The organism is Streptomyces sp. NBC_01384 (assembly GCF_045040035.1).
Lineage (GTDB): Bacteria > Actinomycetota > Actinomycetes > Streptomycetales > Streptomycetaceae > Streptomyces.
Genome location: NZ_CP109559.1, coordinates 284820 through 300906, shown reverse-complemented (window position 1 = coordinate 300906; position 16087 = coordinate 284820). Strand labels below are relative to the sequence as shown.

Annotated in this window: 18 protein-coding genes and 2 pseudogenes; 12 read left to right on the top strand and 8 right to left on the bottom strand. The window is 70.1% G+C overall.

Going from position 1 to position 16087, the window contains the following annotated elements; genetic code table 11:
- Positions 1 to 170: 170 nt before the first annotated feature.
- The gene (locus OG747_RS01050; RefSeq protein WP_405876870.1) at positions 171 to 1361 is read right to left on the bottom strand and encodes an MFS transporter; all 1191 of its coding nucleotides are present in this window, start codon (positions 1359 to 1361) and stop codon (positions 171 to 173) included.
- 320 nt (positions 1362 to 1681) lie between these two features.
- Here OG747_RS01050 and OG747_RS01045 point away from each other — a divergent pair, with 320 nt between their 5' ends.
- Positions 1682 to 1945 (top strand): SHOCT domain-containing protein, encoded by a 264-nt coding sequence (locus tag OG747_RS01045; RefSeq protein ID WP_405876868.1) that lies wholly within the window; start codon positions 1682 to 1684, stop codon positions 1943 to 1945.
- Positions 1946 to 2435: 490 nt separating this feature from the next.
- Positions 2436 to 3446 (top strand): Acg family FMN-binding oxidoreductase, encoded by a 1011-nt coding sequence (locus tag OG747_RS01040; RefSeq protein WP_405876866.1) that lies wholly within the window; start codon positions 2436 to 2438, stop codon positions 3444 to 3446.
- A 181-nt stretch (positions 3447 to 3627) separates the two neighbouring features.
- Here the strand turns inward: OG747_RS01040 and OG747_RS01035 are convergent, their stop codons facing one another.
- The 4 genes from OG747_RS01035 to OG747_RS01020 all read right to left on the bottom strand — a co-directional run bounded on the left by OG747_RS01035 (position 3628) and on the right by OG747_RS01020 (position 5745).
- Complete coding sequence (locus OG747_RS01035; protein ID WP_405885399.1) at positions 3628 to 3747, bottom strand: hypothetical protein; 120 nt, start codon at positions 3745 to 3747, stop codon at positions 3628 to 3630.
- A 92-nt stretch (positions 3748 to 3839) separates the two neighbouring features.
- A complete protein-coding gene (locus OG747_RS01030; RefSeq protein WP_405876864.1) occupies positions 3840 to 4301 on the bottom strand; it encodes a Crp/Fnr family transcriptional regulator in 462 nt (153 codons plus the stop codon).
- Complete coding sequence (locus tag OG747_RS01025) at positions 4298 to 4540, bottom strand: hypothetical protein (RefSeq protein ID WP_405876862.1); 243 nt, start codon at positions 4538 to 4540, stop codon at positions 4298 to 4300. Before OG747_RS01025 ends, OG747_RS01030 begins: the two co-directional genes overlap by 4 nt.
- A gap of 689 nt (positions 4541 to 5229) precedes the next feature.
- A complete protein-coding gene (locus tag OG747_RS01020) occupies positions 5230 to 5745 on the bottom strand; it encodes a DUF1003 domain-containing protein (RefSeq protein ID WP_405876860.1) in 516 nt (171 codons plus the stop codon).
- Between the two features lie 828 nt (positions 5746 to 6573).
- Here OG747_RS01020 and gap point away from each other — a divergent pair.
- From gap to OG747_RS00995, 5 genes and pseudogenes are all read left to right on the top strand, one after another.
- The gene (gap, locus tag OG747_RS01015; protein ID WP_405876858.1) at positions 6574 to 7602 is read left to right on the top strand and encodes a type I glyceraldehyde-3-phosphate dehydrogenase; all 1029 of its coding nucleotides are present in this window, start codon (positions 6574 to 6576) and stop codon (positions 7600 to 7602) included.
- A 436-nt stretch (positions 7603 to 8038) separates the two neighbouring features.
- On the top strand, positions 8039 to 8278 hold the full coding sequence (locus tag OG747_RS01010) for a hypothetical protein (protein WP_405876856.1): 240 nt from the start codon (positions 8039 to 8041) through the stop codon (positions 8276 to 8278).
- Positions 8279 to 8508: 230 nt separating this feature from the next.
- The gene (locus OG747_RS01005; RefSeq protein ID WP_405876854.1) at positions 8509 to 9096 is read left to right on the top strand and encodes an RNA polymerase sigma factor; all 588 of its coding nucleotides are present in this window, start codon (positions 8509 to 8511) and stop codon (positions 9094 to 9096) included.
- A complete protein-coding gene (locus tag OG747_RS01000) occupies positions 9086 to 9838 on the top strand; it encodes a hypothetical protein (protein ID WP_405876852.1) in 753 nt (250 codons plus the stop codon). Before OG747_RS01005 ends, OG747_RS01000 begins: the two co-directional genes overlap by 11 nt.
- Positions 9839 to 10548: 710 nt before the next feature.
- Positions 10549 to 11001 (top strand): annotated as a pseudogene (locus OG747_RS00995) (DUF6777 domain-containing protein); the annotation flags it as partial.
- A 17-nt stretch (positions 11002 to 11018) separates the two neighbouring features.
- Here OG747_RS00995 and OG747_RS00990 read toward each other — a convergent pair.
- Together OG747_RS00990 and OG747_RS00985 are read right to left on the bottom strand one after the other, a co-directional pair.
- On the bottom strand, positions 11019 to 11417 hold the full coding sequence (locus OG747_RS00990; RefSeq protein WP_405886064.1) for a hypothetical protein: 399 nt from the start codon (positions 11415 to 11417) through the stop codon (positions 11019 to 11021).
- A gap of 179 nt (positions 11418 to 11596) precedes the next feature.
- Positions 11597 to 12700 carry an LLM class flavin-dependent oxidoreductase gene (locus OG747_RS00985; RefSeq protein WP_405876850.1) on the bottom strand — a complete coding sequence of 368 codons (1104 nt, stop codon included), beginning with the start codon at positions 12698 to 12700 and terminating at the stop codon, positions 11597 to 11599.
- Positions 12701 to 12994: 294 nt separating this feature from the next.
- Here OG747_RS00985 and OG747_RS00980 point away from each other — a divergent pair, with 294 nt between their 5' ends.
- Together OG747_RS00980 and OG747_RS00975 are read left to right on the top strand one after the other, a co-directional pair.
- The gene (locus OG747_RS00980; RefSeq protein ID WP_405876848.1) at positions 12995 to 13144 is read left to right on the top strand and encodes a hypothetical protein; all 150 of its coding nucleotides are present in this window, start codon (positions 12995 to 12997) and stop codon (positions 13142 to 13144) included.
- Positions 13141 to 13950: an alpha/beta fold hydrolase gene (locus tag OG747_RS00975; RefSeq protein WP_405876846.1), complete on the top strand. Its 810-nt coding sequence runs from the start codon at positions 13141 to 13143 to the stop codon at positions 13948 to 13950. The genes OG747_RS00980 and OG747_RS00975 overlap by 4 nt, the downstream gene beginning before the upstream one ends.
- Positions 13951 to 14058: 108 nt before the next feature.
- Here the strand turns inward: OG747_RS00975 and OG747_RS00970 are convergent, their stop codons facing one another.
- Positions 14059 to 14526, bottom strand: coding sequence for a MarR family winged helix-turn-helix transcriptional regulator (locus OG747_RS00970; RefSeq protein ID WP_405876844.1), 468 nt, complete (start codon positions 14524 to 14526; stop codon positions 14059 to 14061).
- A gap of 256 nt (positions 14527 to 14782) precedes the next feature.
- On the opposite strand from OG747_RS00970, the pseudogene OG747_RS00965 reads away from it, so the two are divergent.
- From OG747_RS00965 to OG747_RS00955, 3 genes and pseudogenes are all read left to right on the top strand, one after another.
- A pseudogene (locus OG747_RS00965) lies at positions 14783 to 15148 on the top strand (gluconokinase); the annotation flags it as partial.
- A 161-nt stretch (positions 15149 to 15309) separates the two neighbouring features.
- Positions 15310 to 15618 (top strand): GNAT family N-acetyltransferase, encoded by a 309-nt coding sequence (locus OG747_RS00960; protein WP_405876842.1) that lies wholly within the window; start codon positions 15310 to 15312, stop codon positions 15616 to 15618.
- Positions 15619 to 15649: 31 nt separating this feature from the next.
- Positions 15650 to 16060 (top strand): (4Fe-4S)-binding protein, encoded by a 411-nt coding sequence (locus tag OG747_RS00955; RefSeq protein ID WP_405876840.1) that lies wholly within the window; start codon positions 15650 to 15652, stop codon positions 16058 to 16060.
- Positions 16061 to 16087 lie beyond the last annotated feature (27 nt).

Genomic DNA, 16087 nt, shown 5'->3' with positions numbered 1-16087 from the left:
GCGTTTGTGCAGAAGCCCGACTACGGGGTGACGACCAACGGCCCGTTTCCGCAGACCGGGTGCTTCGAGCCGCCCTACGGCCACGGACCAGCCCCCCTCCGGCAAGACTCGCAGACGGCTCGGGATCCCCTTCCGCAGGCGCTGTCACCCGACGGGGCCGACTGCGACTCTTACGTCCTCGCCGGTACCGGCCGCCGGAGCAGGTAGACGGCCGAGGTCGAGACCAGGACGGCCATGCACGCGATGAACACCAGCCCTGCGCCCTCCAGACCGATCGGACCCGCCAGTACCCCCACACCGATCACCGGCACCGAGATGCCCGCGTAGGCCACCACGAACAGCGTCGAGATCACCGCCGCGCGCCGGTCCGCGGGAGATGCCTCGGCCACTGCGGACAGCGCCCCGCGGAACGCCAGCCCCTGCCCGCCCCCGCCGACGATCGCGCTCAGCACCACCAGCGGCAACAGGTCCCACCGCAGCGCGCCCGCGAGCAGCGCCAACCCGGCGAGGAGTCCGGCGCAGCCCAGTGGCAGCGATCGCCCCACCCCGACCCGCCCGACGGCAAGCTGCCCAGCGGTCGAGGCGAAGAAGGCCAGCGCGACGACCAGCCCGCTCACGGCGTGGTTGTGCACGTTCAGGGACTGTGCGAGGAACGCCGGGCTGACCGACGTGAACACCCCGAACAACGCGAACCCCACGAACGAGGCGATCGCCGCCGGCCCGAACACCGTCCGTACCTGCGTGGGCAGGCCGGGCCGCTGTGGCCGTACGGTGCTCAGCGACCGCCGCTCCCGTACGGTCTCCGGAAGCCGCAGCAGGACGGCGGCCGAGCAGGCCACCAGGGCGAGGTGTACGGCGAACGGCAGGTACAGCGGCCAGGCAGCGTACTGCGCGAGCACTCCGGCGAGCAGCGGACCGCAGCCCAGCCCGCCCATGTTGGCCGCTGTCGCCACGAGCGTGGCCCGGGAGGCGCCGCCGTACGGTGCCAACTCCATCACGTACGCCGTGGCAGCCCCGGTGAACAGACCGGCGGACAGTCCCGACAGCAGCCGCCCCACGTACAGCCAGTCCAGCCCGGTGGCGCACAGGAAGCAGACGGCGCTCGCCGCCGCGAATCCCAGGCCCCACAGCAGCACCGGACGCCTGCCCACGGCGTCCGAGGCGTTGCCCGCCAGCAGCAGTACGCCGATGACCCCGAAGGCGTACACGGCGTACACAACGGTGACCGTCAGCTCGGAGAACCCGAACTTCTCCTGGTAGAGGCCGTAGAGGGGAGTCGGCAGCGTGGTGCCGGCCATGCACACGGCGAACACCGCCCCGCCGAGCAAACACTGACGCCACCCTCGGTGATCTCCGTCCATGCCGCCGACGCTAACCCCGCACGGCGCCCCGGCAGGGTGGGCGGCGCGCCCGATCACGGGGGGACCGGACGCGGCGGTTGTACGTCAACGGGGTACAGGAGGCCGCTGCGCAGGGGCCGGATGAGCTGCCCTGCGTCGTGGTTCCGCAGGCCCTGGACACCGCCGAACGGCCCACGCGAGGGAGCCGTTCGGCACCTGTCCGCACCGACCCGTGCCGTACGACCCTGGAAGTGCCCAAGACGTGGGCGTGCGGCTGCCAGGGTGCGGGCCAGGGCTGTCGTCCCGCCCTCCGTGCTCGTGCGCTGAGGAAGTGAACTGCCATGTACTGGAACCACGACATGAACGGATGGGGCTGGTTCGCGATGTCGACCGGCACGGTCCTGTTCTGGGCCCTGCTCATCACCGTCGGCGTCCTGCTCTTCCGCACGCTGAACCGCACCCCGGATCGCCCGCGCACCCCCGGCGCGTCATCTCCCGAGGGGTTGCTGGCCGACCGGTTCGCCCGAGGCGAGATCGACGAGGAGGAGTACCGGCGCCGCCTGGCCGTCCTGCGCGAAGACGGCCCCAGTCTCACCAAACAGTGACCGCGGGCGGTCGGCTGCGCAGGCCCGGCCTGAGCACGAAAGAGCCCGCCCACGGCCTGCCCGAGATCACGGTCGCCGCCGTGGCGGCCGCTGCGGGCCGAGGTGTCCCGCGTGGTCGGACGGCACACGTGCACGCGTGCCGTCACCCTCCTCGGCGGCAACAAGACAGGGCGCCGCAGGGCCGGGCCCATCTCCCCGAGGGGAGGTGCGCGTCTCACCGACATCGAAGCGGCACGCGGAGGCACTGCTGGGTGGCCCCGCGACGTCGAAGGGTGCGACACCCCGCACCCCGAGCGATTCGGGGAATTACGGCAGCGGACCCGCATCGGTGCAGAGAACGCTTCGCCGGCCCGCGCGGGCGGCCGTGGGACCTGCGCAGGGTGCCGAGGGGACCGAACGGTCCGATTCGGGGGACCTACGGCCCATGACCGGACGGAGCGGGGCGGCGACCTTGGAGTCAGGAGAAAGTTCGAGAAGGGCGGCACCGATCATGTCCGTGTTCTGCGGGCGCCCGGGCCACGCGGCGAACTATCTCGTCCGCGCCGCCGTCACCGCACCCTCGCTGCACCACACGCAGTCCTGGACCTTCGTCGAGGAGAGCGGCGACCGTGGCATCGAGGTGCACGCGGATGCCACCCGGCGTCTCCTCCTCACCGATCCGTACGGCCGGGAGATGGTCATCGGCTGCGGCGCGGCCCTCTTCAACATCCGTCTCGCCATGCGGCACCTCGGTTTCAACCCGGTGGTCGAACCCTTCCCGCACACGGGGGACCCGGCCTTCCTCGCGCGGGCGAGCTGGGGAGCGTATGGTCGGCCCACGCATGACGAAGAACGCATGTACGGCGCGCTGAGCCGACGGCACACCGTCCGCGGGCCGTTCCGCCCCGATCCCCTCCCGACCTCGCTGATCGACGCCCTGCGCGAGCACGCCTCCGACGAGGGCGCCACGTTGCACTACATCGACGCCGATGACGAGCGGCAGCGCCTCGCCGAACTGGTCAGGGCTGCCGAGGACGTACACGGGACCGATCCGGGACATGTCGCCGAACAGGTCCGGTGGACATGGCGGGGCGCCCGGCCAGGCGGGGTGCTCGCCGACGCGGTGGTCACCCATCCGGACCGCACGACCTACGCCGGCCGTGACTACACCGACCTCACCGGGACATTCCCCTTGCCGCACCGCCAGAGGCCCTCACGGACCGGGCTCGTGGCCGTGTTGTGCACGGACCGCGACGACCGAGTGGACTGGCTCCGGGCCGGCCAGGCTCTCGAACGGATCCTGCTGTACGCGGCCGCCCACGGGGTCATGGCGGCCTTTCACACCCAGCCCCTCGAACTTCCCCGTTCGAGGGCTCGCATCCGGGAGTCCTTCACCGCGGGAGCATTCCCGCAGATGATTCTGCGCCTGGGCTACGCGTCGTCCGTCCGTCCCCTTCCACGGCGCCCCGTTGCGGACGTGTACCTGGCGAACGACGACCGAGCCGACGGCGTTGCCCACTGACCGCTCGAGAGCACGCCGTCCGTGTGCTGGGTGGCCTCCCGACTCCTCAGGTCGCGGTGTCCGTCCGGCTGTCGATCGCCGACGCCCAGGTGCCGGCGTGTGTCGCGGACCGCTCTCAGCGGACGGCGTGCCACGCCTTCCTCGATGCGGGCGACACCCCCGTGGTCCCCTCGCTCGACCGCTACGGGCCGATCTCCTCCAGTGGCAGCCCCAGGTGCTTGGCGGCACCGATGAACGCCGGCCGCTCGACCGCATTCTCGCCGTGCACCCAGTACCCGGCCGCGGTCCGCGCGGCCGGCAGCAGCCCGGCGCCGTCATAGAAGCGCAGGGTGACGGTGTCCGTGAGCGCCGACCGCCGGGCGACCTTGCGTCAGGCCACCGATAAGGCGGTCATCACAGACCGCCGTTGCCGGGGTTCCCGTACAGGTCGAGCAGCCGCGTGCGCGCCGCGTGCAGCCGGTGAGCCAGCACCCGGCCGACCCAGTGTTCGACCGCCCGGCCGAACTGCGGATCGTCCTCGCACATCAGCCGCACGGCGACGGCGTCGAACTCGTACGCGCGCAGCGGGGTCACGGTCTCGGCGCTCAACTGCCAGACGTGCGGCTCGAACAGCCAGGACCAGCCGACGAGGTCGCCGACGCCGAGGGTCTCGACGACCGGCGGGCGGTGGCCGGGCACGTGCATGTCGAGGGCGACCGTGCCCTCGCGGACGATCCAGAAGCGGTCGGCGCGTCGGCCCTCCTCGAAGATCCGGGCGCCCTGCCGGACGTCGACCTCGCGGGCGATCCGCAGCAGCCGGTCCCGGTGCGCGACGGGCAGGGCGTGCGTCATGCGCAGCGTGATGGACGGGTTCATCGTTGCGTCTCCGTTTCGTGTGCGGCACGCGGTGTGGCGACTTGCTCCGTGACGGCGATGCCGGCCGGGCACCAGGCGCCGCGCCGCGCACAGCCGACGCGCCCGCAGGTGCCGAACTGACCGCGCCAGGCGAAGAGTTCGGCGATCCACTGCCGGTGGCGGCGGTGCGTGAGCGCGGCACCGTCCTCGCGGGGGACCAGCCGGTAGCGTCCGGTGTCCAGCCCGTCGGGGTCGAGCACGGCCCGGGCTCCGGGGGGCTGCCACGTTGATCCTCCTTGTCCGGGGCGGCTGGCTCCTCCACCGCCAGGGTCGAGCGGCGGCGCGGTCTGCGGCAGGGGCCGTACGGACCTGTCGGCCGGCCGATAGGGCAGTGGCATGGGACGAGGGGTCTCGAACGGGCCCTCTCCAGTGGCCGGCGGGCTCGGTTCTGCGGGTGATACGGGGGTACGGCCTTCCGGTGGTCCTGGGTACTGTCCCTCCGGTGGCTCCGGGCCGGCCTCCGGGTGCCTCGGGGCAGCGGCTCACCCAACTCCTCCTCCGCCGTGCCCGTCATCGCCCGCAGCACGCCGAGCGGCCGCGCCTCCGCCTCGTCGACCTGGGAGTGCGGCGAGGCGTCGGTCAGTCAGCCCGTGGGATCGGGAACCTGTACAGAGCGGGGTGGTGGCGGGAGAGGCGGATAAGCAAGACAGCGTGCCGGCAGGCGAGGACGCCGTAGGCGACGATCTCCACGCGTTTCCGCCTCCGTTCACGGTGCCGTCCGGCGTATGCGGCGGGTGCCCATGGTGACGGTGGCGGGGCAAGGGATCATACGGTGGGTTCGGGATCCCGCCGCTTCACGTCGCCGTCCTCCGGCTGCCCTGCACCGCATGCGGCGCGCGGCGGAGTGCGGCCGGACCTGGGTAGACCCAAGGAAGGGACAGCGACCGCGTCACAGTGTCCGGGGGTCGACCGGCGCTCCGTGCGATGCGCTGTCCATCTCGGCCTTGCTCTGCGCGATGATCTCCTGCACACGCCGCTCGATCTCCTCCGGGTTGAGACCGAGCGTCTTTCCTATGTGCACCGACCATACTTCCGAGCGCAGATTGGTCTCGAAGTCCAGATCGGCGCGTACGTTTTCGCGTGCTGCCTGGCGGTTCTGGCTCACCATGACGAATGTCGACAGGAAGATCGCCTCCAGGCTCACGATCATGGTGAGCAGCCCGAAAGGATAGGGGTCGAACACCCCTACCTTCCCGAACAGGCCCTCGTTCAGCACGATCCACACCGTGAACCAGACGGCGTGCAGGTAGACGAACTGCATCGTCCCCGCGAACGAGGTGATCGCGTCCGCGACGCGGTCCTGCGAGCTGCGCGTCCGGGAAAAGACGACTTGCTCACGGGGAAGGCGGGCCAAGGCGTGGCGGGGCTGATGGCTGCCGGTCTGACCGGCGGATTCCGAACTCATGCCGCACATCCTGTCCCGCCCGGGAACGCCTTTCAGGCGGTAGCCTACCCCATGGGAAATGCGGGACCGCGGTGCTGCCAGGGGGCCGGTTCCGCCGACCGGGACCAGACGGACCGGCCCCGAGACCGGAGCGAACGGCGCTCACTCCCAGGCTCTTCGGTGCCCGCGGTGTCGCCGGGACGGGCGCAGCACGTGGCATGTCACGGGGCCCCCGGCAGCCCAACGGGGCTTGCGGAGAGGGCAGATGAGCCCCGTGCGAATGGGCCTTCGGCATTCCGGTACGGCCCGTCCCACGCCGCCAGAGCGGGCGGCGTCATGCACCGACCGGCATCCTCCGATTCCCCGAAGGGACCACTTCGATGGCGCTGCACGAGCACCCTCACCGGCGCACGGGGTTCCACCTGCACGGGGTTCCACCCGCCCTCCCGGCGTGGGCATGGGACCGCATCCACCCCTGAGACCGCCGTGCCGACGAGCGGCGAAGGCCCGCACTCCGTGCGGGCCTTCGCCTTCGCGTCGTCGAACTCCGCCTCCCGTTGAACTCCGCGGCCGGGCGGCGTCGACTGCCCGGCGACGTGCCTCGCCGTGTCACCCCGGCGGGCACGGACTCGTGTCGCGCCTCCCAGAGAGGCGCGAGTCCCGCGAACGAACCCCCAGAAGTTCCGGTCTGACGCCGTGGCACATCTCGCGGCTGTTCAGTCGTCGGCATCAGGGCCCGCGATGACGGGCCGAAGGTCCCGCGATCCACCCCCGTACGGCCCACGTCCCACCCGGTTCGGATTTCGCAGGCTGGTCCCACACCAGTGACCGATCGGGAGGACAACGGACATGACCGTGCGGGTAGGAATCAACGGCTTCGGGCGCATCGGACGCAACTACCTGCGCTGTGTCCTGGAACGCGCCGAGGCCGGGGCCGGTACACCGGTCGAGGTGGTGGCGGTCAACGACCTCACCTCCCCGGCGGCGCTGGCCCATCTGCTGGAGTACGACTCGACCTACGGGCGGCTGCACCGCACCGTCGAGCACGATGACACCTCCCTCACCGTCGACGGACACCGCATCACGGTGACCGCCGAACGCGACCCCGCCGCGCTGGCCTGGGGCGAACTCGGCGTCGACATCGTCATCGAGTCGACCGGCCGGTTCCGCAGCCGCGAGGACGCCGGACTGCACCTGAAGAGCGGCGCGCGCAAGGTACTGCTGTCCGTCCCCGGCAAGGGAGTCGACGCCACCGTCGTGATGGGCGTCAACGAGAGCACGTATGACCCGGACAACGACCACGTCGTCTCCAACGCCTCGTGCACCACCAACTGCGTGGCACCGATGGTGAAGGTCCTCGACGAGGCCTTCGGTATCGAAAAGGGCCTGATGACCACCATTCACGGCTACACCAACGACCAGGTGGTGCTGGACGGCCCGCACAAGGATCCGCGCCGCGGGCGCACCGCGGCGGTCAACATCATCCCGACCAGCACCGGAGCCGCCCGTGCCGTCGGCCTCGTACTGCCGGAGATGGCGGGTACCCTCGACGGCCTCGCCGTCCGCGTCCCCGTCGAGGACGGCTCGCTCACCGATCTCACCCTGGTGCTCGACCGGTCCGTCACCGTCGACGAGGTCAACGCCGCCTTCCGCGGGGCCGCCGACGGGCCGCTGAAGGGCATCCTGCGGGTGTCCCACGCCCCGATCGTCTCCCGCGACGTCGTCGGCGACCCCGCCTCCTGCGTCTTCGACGCCCCGCTGACCCAGACCCACGGCAACCTCGTGAAGGTCTTCGGCTGGTACGACAACGAGTGGGGCTACACCAACCGGCTCCTCGACCTCACCGAGTACGTCGCCGCCCGGCTCCCGGCGCACTGAGACTTCAACGGTCACCGCCACGCGGTGAATGGCCGCCGCCCCGGATCGACAAGACGGGTCGGCGGCCACTTGCGCTCCTCCCCGGTTGTCAACGAAATCGGCTTGGCGGGCGGGCTGGAGGACAATCCGGCTTGGCGGCCCACCAGTTCACGGCTGACCGTCCAGCCTTCCTTCGATGGACACATGGTGGCGGTGGGTGAGGCGCGCCCCTCAGACGCGCCCGCCCGGTGTGAGACCTTGAGCGCCTCTGCGGCGGACAGGGCAGGGCCGTTGACTGAGTGGGCCGTCCTCGTGGGGATCACCGCCGCGGGCGCCCTGGCTCACCGAACGGCTCACACGGCCACCGAACGCCTCACCCGGGCCGCGGACCCGACAGCGAGAAACGGCCGACCTCGCCGTCCGGTCCTCCGGCGCCGCGGCCCCCGACGCCCAGTCCGTGGCCGGCGGCGCCGCACTGGACGGCCGCCCGTACATGATCGGCGGCTGCGGCAGCACCTGCGGCGTGACCACCACCCAGGCCTACGACCCCGCCACCGACAGCTGGCGGACGCCGGCACCCGACCCTCTGCCCATCTCCTACCTGGCCTGCGGCGGCGTCGACGGCCACATCATCCGCGCGGCGCGGCGGCGGGCCCGTACAAGGCCGGCGTCGGCGGCACCGACATCGCCTGGCTGACCGAGAGCACCATCACGGTCACGGTCCGACCGCACTCATCGGTGACCATCCAGGTCACGCTGAACGCCACGCGCCCGGAAACCAGTCCCTTCGCGGTATCAGCGCGGGGACGGGCAGCCGTGCCGACATCGGCTGCCCGCGCCGCGCGGGCGGAAGCGCGGGAGAATCGGAAGGTGAGGTTCCGTGGCGGCCGGGCAATCTCCTGGCGAGGGCGGACCGTATATATGGGTATGTCGAGGTTCCGGTTCCCCGTGGGCCGTCTCCCGGACGAGGCTCTGCTGTCCGGGCTGGCTACCGGCGATCCGGAGCTGGCCGTCACCTTCGTACGGAGGTTCCAGCACACGGTCTTCGGTGTCGCCGTCGCCGTCACCGGGGACCCGCAACTTGCCGAGGACATCGCCCAGCAGACGTTCGAACGTGCCTGGCGGCATGCGCAGATCTACGACTCGCGGCGCGGTTCGGTGACGACCTGGCTGGCGACCATCGCACACAACCTCGCCATCGACGCCGTCCGCGCGCGGCGGCCGGAACCGGTGGCCCCCGAAGACCTCGACGCGATCCTGGGAGTCGTCAGTGACACCCCCGAACAGCACGTACTGGACGACGAGGCGTCCTCCCGGCTACGGGCCGCGGTGGCGGAACTGCCCCGGGAACAGGGTCGTGCACTGGTGATGGCGAGCATCTACGGCATGACGGCCCAGCAGATCGCCGACTGGGAGAACATCCCACTGGGCACCGCGAAGACGCGCATCAGGACGGCGATGGCAAAGCTGCGCACCACGCTCGCGTCCCCGAAGCGAGGCGACCATGTCCAGTGACATGACCTGCGTGAAAGTGAGGGAGATCGGCGCCGAGCTCGCCCTCGGCGTACTGCCGGGACGGGAGCGGGCCGGAGCCGTCGCCCACCTCGACCGATGTGCGGACTGCCGCGAGTACGTCGAGCAGCTGACACTGGTCGGCGACCGGCTGATCGGACTGCTGCCGGGCAGTGAGCCGCCGGTCGGTTTCGAGACCCGGGTGGCGCAGGCGCTGACCCAGGGGACGCCGACCCGGGAGGGCCGGGCGCGTGCCCATGGGGCGGGCGTCCGGCACAGGGGCTTCGGAGGCCGGGTCCGGCTCCGGCTCGCCTCCGTGGTGGCCGCACTCGTCCTCGCCGTCGGATTCGGCGGCTGGGCGGTCGGAACGGCGATCGAAAGCGCGCTGGCCGGTGCCCCCCGGTCCACCGGGGAGGAGGCCATGCTGCGAGGCGAGCTGACCCCGGCCGCGGTCCCCAGGCAATCGGCCGGCGAAATATACGCCCACCCCGGCTCCCCAGGCTGGATCTACATGACCGTCGACCTCGCCGGCGCGCCCACTCCGTACAACGGCACGGTCTCCTGCCTGCTGGAGCGCGGCGACGGCAGCACGGTCCGGGTGGGCACCTTCACCCTTCACCAGGGCCGCGGCTTCTGGGGAGGCCCGGTGTCCGTCGCTCCCTCGGCCCTGTCCGGCGCCCGGTTGACGACGCCCGACGGCACCGTGCTCGCCTCCGCCGACTTCACGAGGGCCGCCGAAGCGTAGCGACGTCCTCGGTTCTCGGGTTCTCGGCTGCGGGCGTGTGGGGCCCGTTCCCCGGGAGGGTCGCGCCGAGGGACGCGGCCAACTCGGTGACCGTTGGCCGATCCGAGGGGGTCCATGCCACGTCGGCGGCGGCCGTCAGCGGTCCGCCGCGCGCCTGCGCGGGGGCGAGGTAGCAGAACGTGCCCACCCCGGCCGGCGCGGGCCCGGGCGGCCGCGCCACGCTGAGGTCGAGCACCTTAGCGTGGCCGCAGTCCACCACCACGTTGGACGGCTTGAGGTCCAGGTGCAGCAGGCGGTAGTGGCGTTACCAGTCGAGTAGCCAGGGGCGGTTCGAGCCGGGGTTGATCTGGGCGAGTTGCTTCGCGCGCTGCTCGGCGCGTTGGGGGGGCTTTGCCTAGGCTGTCCTTGCGGCGGAGGTTGGCCATGTGCCGCCCGACGGGCACGAGTTCGTCCCCAGCGTCGCCCCGGGTGCTGTCCCGCCGGGGCGCGAGGTGGCCGTAGGCCCGCCAGTCGGAGCGCAGCGCGGCGAGCTTGTTCCCCCAGGCCTTTTCGCCGGATTCCCCCACCATGCAGGTCTGCCGGAGCAGCGCGACGACGCGCTGGTCGTCCGCCCGGACCATGGTCGACGTGCACGTCGCTCATTGGCTCGAGGGCGGCGTGGTGAGTGTGGTGGGTCCGTCGGTCGCGGCGTTGGCGTAGCGGCGGGCCAGATGCGCGAAGGCGGCGGGATGCGCAACGTTGCCAGTTGTGACGTGGAGAAGCAGATCACCGTACTCAGGGCGCATCCGTCTAAGAACGCGGCGTTCGCCTGGGTGCTGGGGATCCGGCCTTCCGATGTTCCCGGCTATCTGCGAGCCCTTACTCCGGTGCAGCTCCGAGCGGATACCCGGGTCACCAACCACGGTTACCGCAACGGTTCCGCCACCGGTTATCAGTCCGTGCTGCAGGCGGGGACCGCGGTCCTGGTCGATGACCGCGGGGTGCCGCGGGTGCGTTGCGCCTGCGGGAACCCGCTGACACCGCCGGCCGCCCAGAAGGGCACGTTCAGGAAGGTGGGCCGTGCGTGGTCCGGCTACCGGCCGACGGGTGTCGTCGTTGTCGCGCCTGCGCCTCATCCGGTGAAGAAGTTCGTGATGGCGGGTCCGCAGAAGGGGGACTGGTTCACCCGGGACCCGGGCGATCACCGGGGCACGCACGACAGGAAGACGGCCGCGCCGGTGCAGAAGCCGCCCGTGCCGGGCAAGGAGTCGACACCGGCGACGGACGGCTCCTCGCCGGGACCGGGCAAGCCGTCCTCGCCGAAGGAGTCGAAGCCATCGGAGTCGGGGTCACCGTCTGTGCCGGGCAAGGAGTCGACGCCGTCGGACGGCAGGTCTTCGCGGGAGCCGGGCAAGCCGTCCCCCTCCTCTTCCCCCTCCTCGTCTTCCTCGTCCGGGCCGTCGTCTCCCTCCTCGTCCTCGTCGTCTGAGCCGTCCTCGCCCGGGGTGTCCTCGTCGTCGGCGCAGACGTCGCCGTCGTCGTCCGGGGGTCCTCGCAGCCGGAATCCCCGTCTTCCGCCCAGCCCAGCCTCGTCGTCCACGGGCGTTCCGACGCCACCCTGAACAGGATGAGCGTCCGGCTCGGAAGCGCCGAGTCCGCATCCACCGTCTCTTCGTCTATCTGGATCCGGACTACGCCGGAAAGGACACCGCCCGCTACCCGTGGCTCGCCGATCAGATGAAGTGACACGGGCGGTGTGTTCTCTCCGGTCGTGCTGTCTCAGCCGGCCGACCCCGTGGACGTGCGCTCGGCGTCGCGGGCGGCGACCAGGGCGGCGTGGGTCGGCGCGTCGGGCACGGTGGCCGGCCGGTTCTTGGCGAACTCCTTCCGCAGGACGGGCACGACCTCTTCGCCGAGGATGTCGAGCTGCTCCAGGACGGTCTTCAACGGCACCCCGATGCCGTCCACGTTGAACAGCTGGCGCTGGTAGTCGCCGAAGTTCTCACGGAAGGTCAGCGTCTTCTCGATGACCTGCTGAGGGCTGCCGACGGTCAGCGGTGTCTCGTCCATGTACTGCTCCAGCGAGGGTCCGCCGCCCATCTGCGGTGAGCCGTCGAAGTAGGGGCGGAATTCGCGTACGGCGTCCTGGGAGTTGTGGCGCATGTAGATGTGGCCGCCGACGCCGACGATGGCCTGTTCAGCCGTCCCGTGGCCGTAGTGCGCATAGCGCTCGCGGTAGAGGTTGATCAGCTTCTGGAAGTGTTCCTTGGGCCAGAAGATGTTGTTGGCGAAGAAGCCGTCGCCGTAGTAGGCGGCCTGCTCGGCGATCTCGGGGGAGCGGATGGAGCCGTGCCAGACGAACGGCGGTACGCCGTCCAGCGGGCGGGGGGTGGAGGTGAAGGACTGAAGCGGCGTACGGAACCTGCCTTCCCAGTCGACGACGTCCTGGCGCCAGAGCTGGTGCAGGAGGGCGTAGTTCTCGATGGCGAGCGGGATGCCCTGGCGGATGTCCTTGCCGAACCAGGGGTAGACCGGGCCGGTGTTGCCGCGGCCCATCATGAGGTCGACGCGCCCGTCGGCGAGGTGCTGGAGCATGGCGTAGTCCTCGGCGATCTTCACCGGGTCGTTGGTGGTGATCAGCGTGGTGGCCGTGGAGAGGATGATGCGGTTGGTACGGGCCGCGATCCAGCCGAGCATGGTGGTGGGGGAGGAGGGCACGAAGGGCCGGTTGTGGTGCTCGCCGGTCGCGAAGACGTCCAGGCCGACCTCCTCGGCCTTCTGCGCGATGGTGACCATCGCCTTGATCCGCTCGCGCTCGGTCGGCGTACGGCCCGTGGTGGGGTCCTGTGTCACATCGCCGACGGTGAAGATCCCGAACTGCATCGCACCCAGCTCCATATGGTTGATCTATCAACTACATTGTCAACGTGACGTCGGGCGTCGATATTTCCGTCGTTCGGCGGGCGTGCCTCAACTCCATCCCCGGTGTGGGGTCGCGTCGCCGTGACGATTGAACGTTGACGGGTCAACTATAGAGGATTGGTTGAATGGTGAACATCGATCGACTGGTGACATGCTGGTTGATGAGTCAACGAACCCGAGTCCAGGGTCTCGGTTGATCAGTCAACCAAGCCTGCGTCTTCTGTGAATCGGCGTGGGCGGAGTGGAGAGACCCCCGTGTACGTTGCCGCGGCCATCCTCACGACCCTCGTCGGGGTGGCGCCGTTCGACTATCTGTCCGGAGCCCACCTCGTCGCCCTTGTCCGAGCGGGAGCCCGCTTCGAACGTGGCCGGCTCATCGAACGTTCTGAAATGATCGCAGCGTGATATCGAACACTGACGGGCCGGCTGTCTTGGCTCCGCGCGAAGTCTGCATACCTGTCCCCGCTGGCGGTCGGCTGTGGGTCGAGCGCAGCGGTCATGGCAGCCCGGTGGTGCTGCTGCACGGCGCTGGCATGGACTCTCGTCTGTGGGACGCCGTTGTTCCCGAGCTGGCTCGTCACCGCGACGTGATCCGCTACGACGCCCGGGGGCTGGGACGCTCCACGCCGCCGGGTGAGCCGTTCAGCGACATCGACGATCTGCGCGCCGTTCTTGACCACTTCGGTCTGCGTCAGGCTGCCCTGGTCGGGTTGAGCATGGGTGGGGAGACCTCGCTGGACTTCGCCCTCACCCACCCGGAGCGGGTCACCGCACTGGCCTTGATCGGCGCCTCGGTCAGTGGTCACGTCTGGCCGCGAAGTCCCGAGTTGTCGGCCTACGCCACGGCGCGCCGGGAGCAGGACACGGCAGCCCTGGCAGAGCTGGAACTGTCGATCTGGGCAGCGATGGGCCACACGGCTCCTGGAGGAGAGCTCATCGAGGCGATGGTGATCCAGAACGCCAAGCGGCGCGTCGTGAGCGAACAGCACTCCAGCGCGGGCCCCCATGCCGAAGCGCGCCTCGGGGACATCGCAGCACCAACGCTGGTAGTCCACGGCGACCGCGACCACCCGGAGATCGGTGTGATCGCCGAACGGCTCGTCACCAGCATCCCCGACGCCCGCGGCGAGATGATTCCGAACGCCGACCACTATCTGCCGCTCCGCACACCCGAATCCCTCACCAGACTACTGCTGGCACACCTGCCCTGACACAAGCTCCGTCAACGGCCGCACCCACAACTATTGGCAATTGCTGCACTGACCACCGTCGTGGGTGCGTGCGCAGCTTGTCTTGACGCCCCCTCGCTGACTGATCGGTCAGTCCGGCTGCTTCTCCATGTGTTCGAGGACGCGGTTCGAGATCCGGGCGAACGTGCTGAGCTCTTCCGGGGTGAGGGCGTCGATGAACAGTCGGCGGACGTGCTCGACGTTCAAGGGGGCGGCGTCCTCGATCGCCTTGTAGCCGGCGGGGGTGGCGACGACGAACGCTCCGCGTCCGTCGTCTGGGCACTCTTCCCTGGTCACCAGCCCGCGCTTCACCATCCGGGTGACTTGGTGGGACATCCGGCTCTTCTCCCACTCCACCAGCTTCGCCAGGTCCAGGAAGCGCAACCGTCCGCCGCCTTCTTCGGTGAGATTGGCGAGCACGATGAAGTCCGCGGCGGACATACGGGAGTCGGCCTGGACTCGGCGCGACAGTCGCCCGATGAGCCTCTCCTGCATGCGGATGAAACTGTCCCAGGCGGCCTTCTCTTCCGGGTCGAGCCAGCGCGGCGTTGCGTTCATGGACGCAGTGTAGCTAGGTTGTTGACGTTTCATCTACCCGCGTTGAGGCGGTATGGGACACGCTCGGAGTCTGGTGGCTCGAAGAGGGTTTCGCCCCGGGGCAGTGGGCGGCCCCGGCCGGTGGGTTCACCGACCGGGCAGGTCGGGCCGTCCTCGGATGATCTGCGGCTTCGTACGTCCGTCGTGCGCGCGTAGTCGACGCCGCGGACCGAATTCGATGTTCTGTAATTGCTTTTGAAGCTCGCCGGGAATGGCAGTGGTCAGCAGCTCCGCCCTCAAGCGGATCTACCGCCACCGGCTGCGGGCCGCGGCTCCCGGGATCGTCTTCGCCCATCTCGCCGGCGACCGAGCCTTGATCGAGCAGCGGATGTCCGAGCGCCAGGGCCATTTCATGCCCGCCGCGCCGCTCGACTCCCAGTTCGCCGCCCTGCAGCCGCTGGGGGCGGACGAGACGGGCGTGGTCGTCGGCGTAGCGGGCAGCCCGGAGGAGATCACCGGGCGCGCCCTCGCCGCACAGGGCGGGAACGGCCGCTCGCTGCCGGAGATGAGCAGCACCTTGTCGCCGACGGAGAAGGCGCCGCCGAGTGTCGCCACCCTTGGGAGGTGTGTCGACTCCGCGTGAGTACCCCACCGGTGCTGCGCCCGGAGCGGCGCCGACCCGTTTGCAGTGCGAATAAGTTGATGCGTCAACCGAATGGGGTTAGTCTGGCGGCCTGGCCGACCGGACTTCCGCGGAGTCGCGCGGGATCAGGTCCAACGGGATCGGGATCAAGAGGAGGACAAATGGCGGTCGAAGTGACCGACGTGCCCGGAACGAAGCGCTACGAGGCCCGCGTCGACGGAGGGTCCGAGGTCGCGGGCGTCGCGGAGTACATCCGTACGACGGAACTCATTGCGTTCGTACACACCGAGGTCGCACCGGAGTATGAGGGCAGGGGAGTCGGGTCCGCGCTGGTCCGCACCGCCCTTGACGAGGCACGCGCCTCGGGTCTGCGCGTGTTGGCCACCTGCTCCTTCTTCGCGGGCTGGATCGCTCGACACCCCGAGTACCAGGATCTGCTGTACCAGTCCCGCAGCAAGGTCAGCGACTGAACAGCCGGACACGACAGTGACGGAGGCCGGTATGAGCGGCAGATCCGAGAAGAAGGCGTACGACGGGCAGTCGATCACCGTGACCTTCGAGGCCAGGCGCTGCCTGCACGCCGCCGAATGCGTCCGTGGTCTGCCCGAGGTTTTCGATACGGCGCAGCATCCGTGGATCCAGCCGGACGGTGCCACGGCCGATCTCCTGGCCGAAGTGGTGCGGCGCTGTCCTTCGGGCGCGCTGCAGTACGAACGCGTGGACGGCGGTACGGAGACCCCGGACCGGCCCACGCGGATCACTCGCAGCTCCGCCGGGCAGTTGACCCTGCGCGGAGAGCTGCTGGTGGACACGCCGGAAGGCCCGCGCGCCGAGACCAGGGTCATGCTGTGCGGCTGCGGGCAAAGCCGCCTCCAGCCGTACTGCGACCATGCGGGCCCCTGCGGTCAGTGATGCCGCCGTGCCCGCACCCACATCAGT

Excerpts from the sequence above, each read along its gene's own strand:
- OG747_RS01050 (WP_405876870.1), bottom strand. The coding sequence starts at position 1,361 with ATGGACGGAGATCACCGAGGGTGGCGTCAGTGTTTGCTCGGCGGGGCG.
- OG747_RS01045 (WP_405876868.1), top strand. The coding sequence starts at position 1,682 with ATGTACTGGAACCACGACATGAACGGATGGGGCTGGTTCGCGATGTCG.
- OG747_RS01040 (WP_405876866.1), top strand. The coding sequence starts at position 2,436 with ATGTCCGTGTTCTGCGGGCGCCCGGGCCACGCGGCGAACTATCTCGTC.
- OG747_RS01030 (WP_405876864.1), bottom strand. The coding sequence starts at position 4,301 with ATGAACCCGTCCATCACGCTGCGCATGACGCACGCCCTGCCCGTCGCG.
- OG747_RS01020 (WP_405876860.1), bottom strand. The coding sequence starts at position 5,745 with ATGAGTTCGGAATCCGCCGGTCAGACCGGCAGCCATCAGCCCCGCCAC.
- gap (WP_405876858.1), top strand. The coding sequence starts at position 6,574 with ATGACCGTGCGGGTAGGAATCAACGGCTTCGGGCGCATCGGACGCAAC.
- OG747_RS01005 (WP_405876854.1), top strand. The coding sequence starts at position 8,509 with ATGTCGAGGTTCCGGTTCCCCGTGGGCCGTCTCCCGGACGAGGCTCTG.
- OG747_RS01000 (WP_405876852.1), top strand. The coding sequence starts at position 9,086 with ATGTCCAGTGACATGACCTGCGTGAAAGTGAGGGAGATCGGCGCCGAG.
- OG747_RS00985 (WP_405876850.1), bottom strand. The coding sequence starts at position 12,700 with ATGCAGTTCGGGATCTTCACCGTCGGCGATGTGACACAGGACCCCACC.
- OG747_RS00970 (WP_405876844.1), bottom strand. The coding sequence starts at position 14,526 with ATGAACGCAACGCCGCGCTGGCTCGACCCGGAAGAGAAGGCCGCCTGG.
- OG747_RS00960 (WP_405876842.1), top strand. The coding sequence starts at position 15,310 with ATGGCGGTCGAAGTGACCGACGTGCCCGGAACGAAGCGCTACGAGGCC.
- OG747_RS00955 (WP_405876840.1), top strand. The coding sequence starts at position 15,650 with ATGAGCGGCAGATCCGAGAAGAAGGCGTACGACGGGCAGTCGATCACC.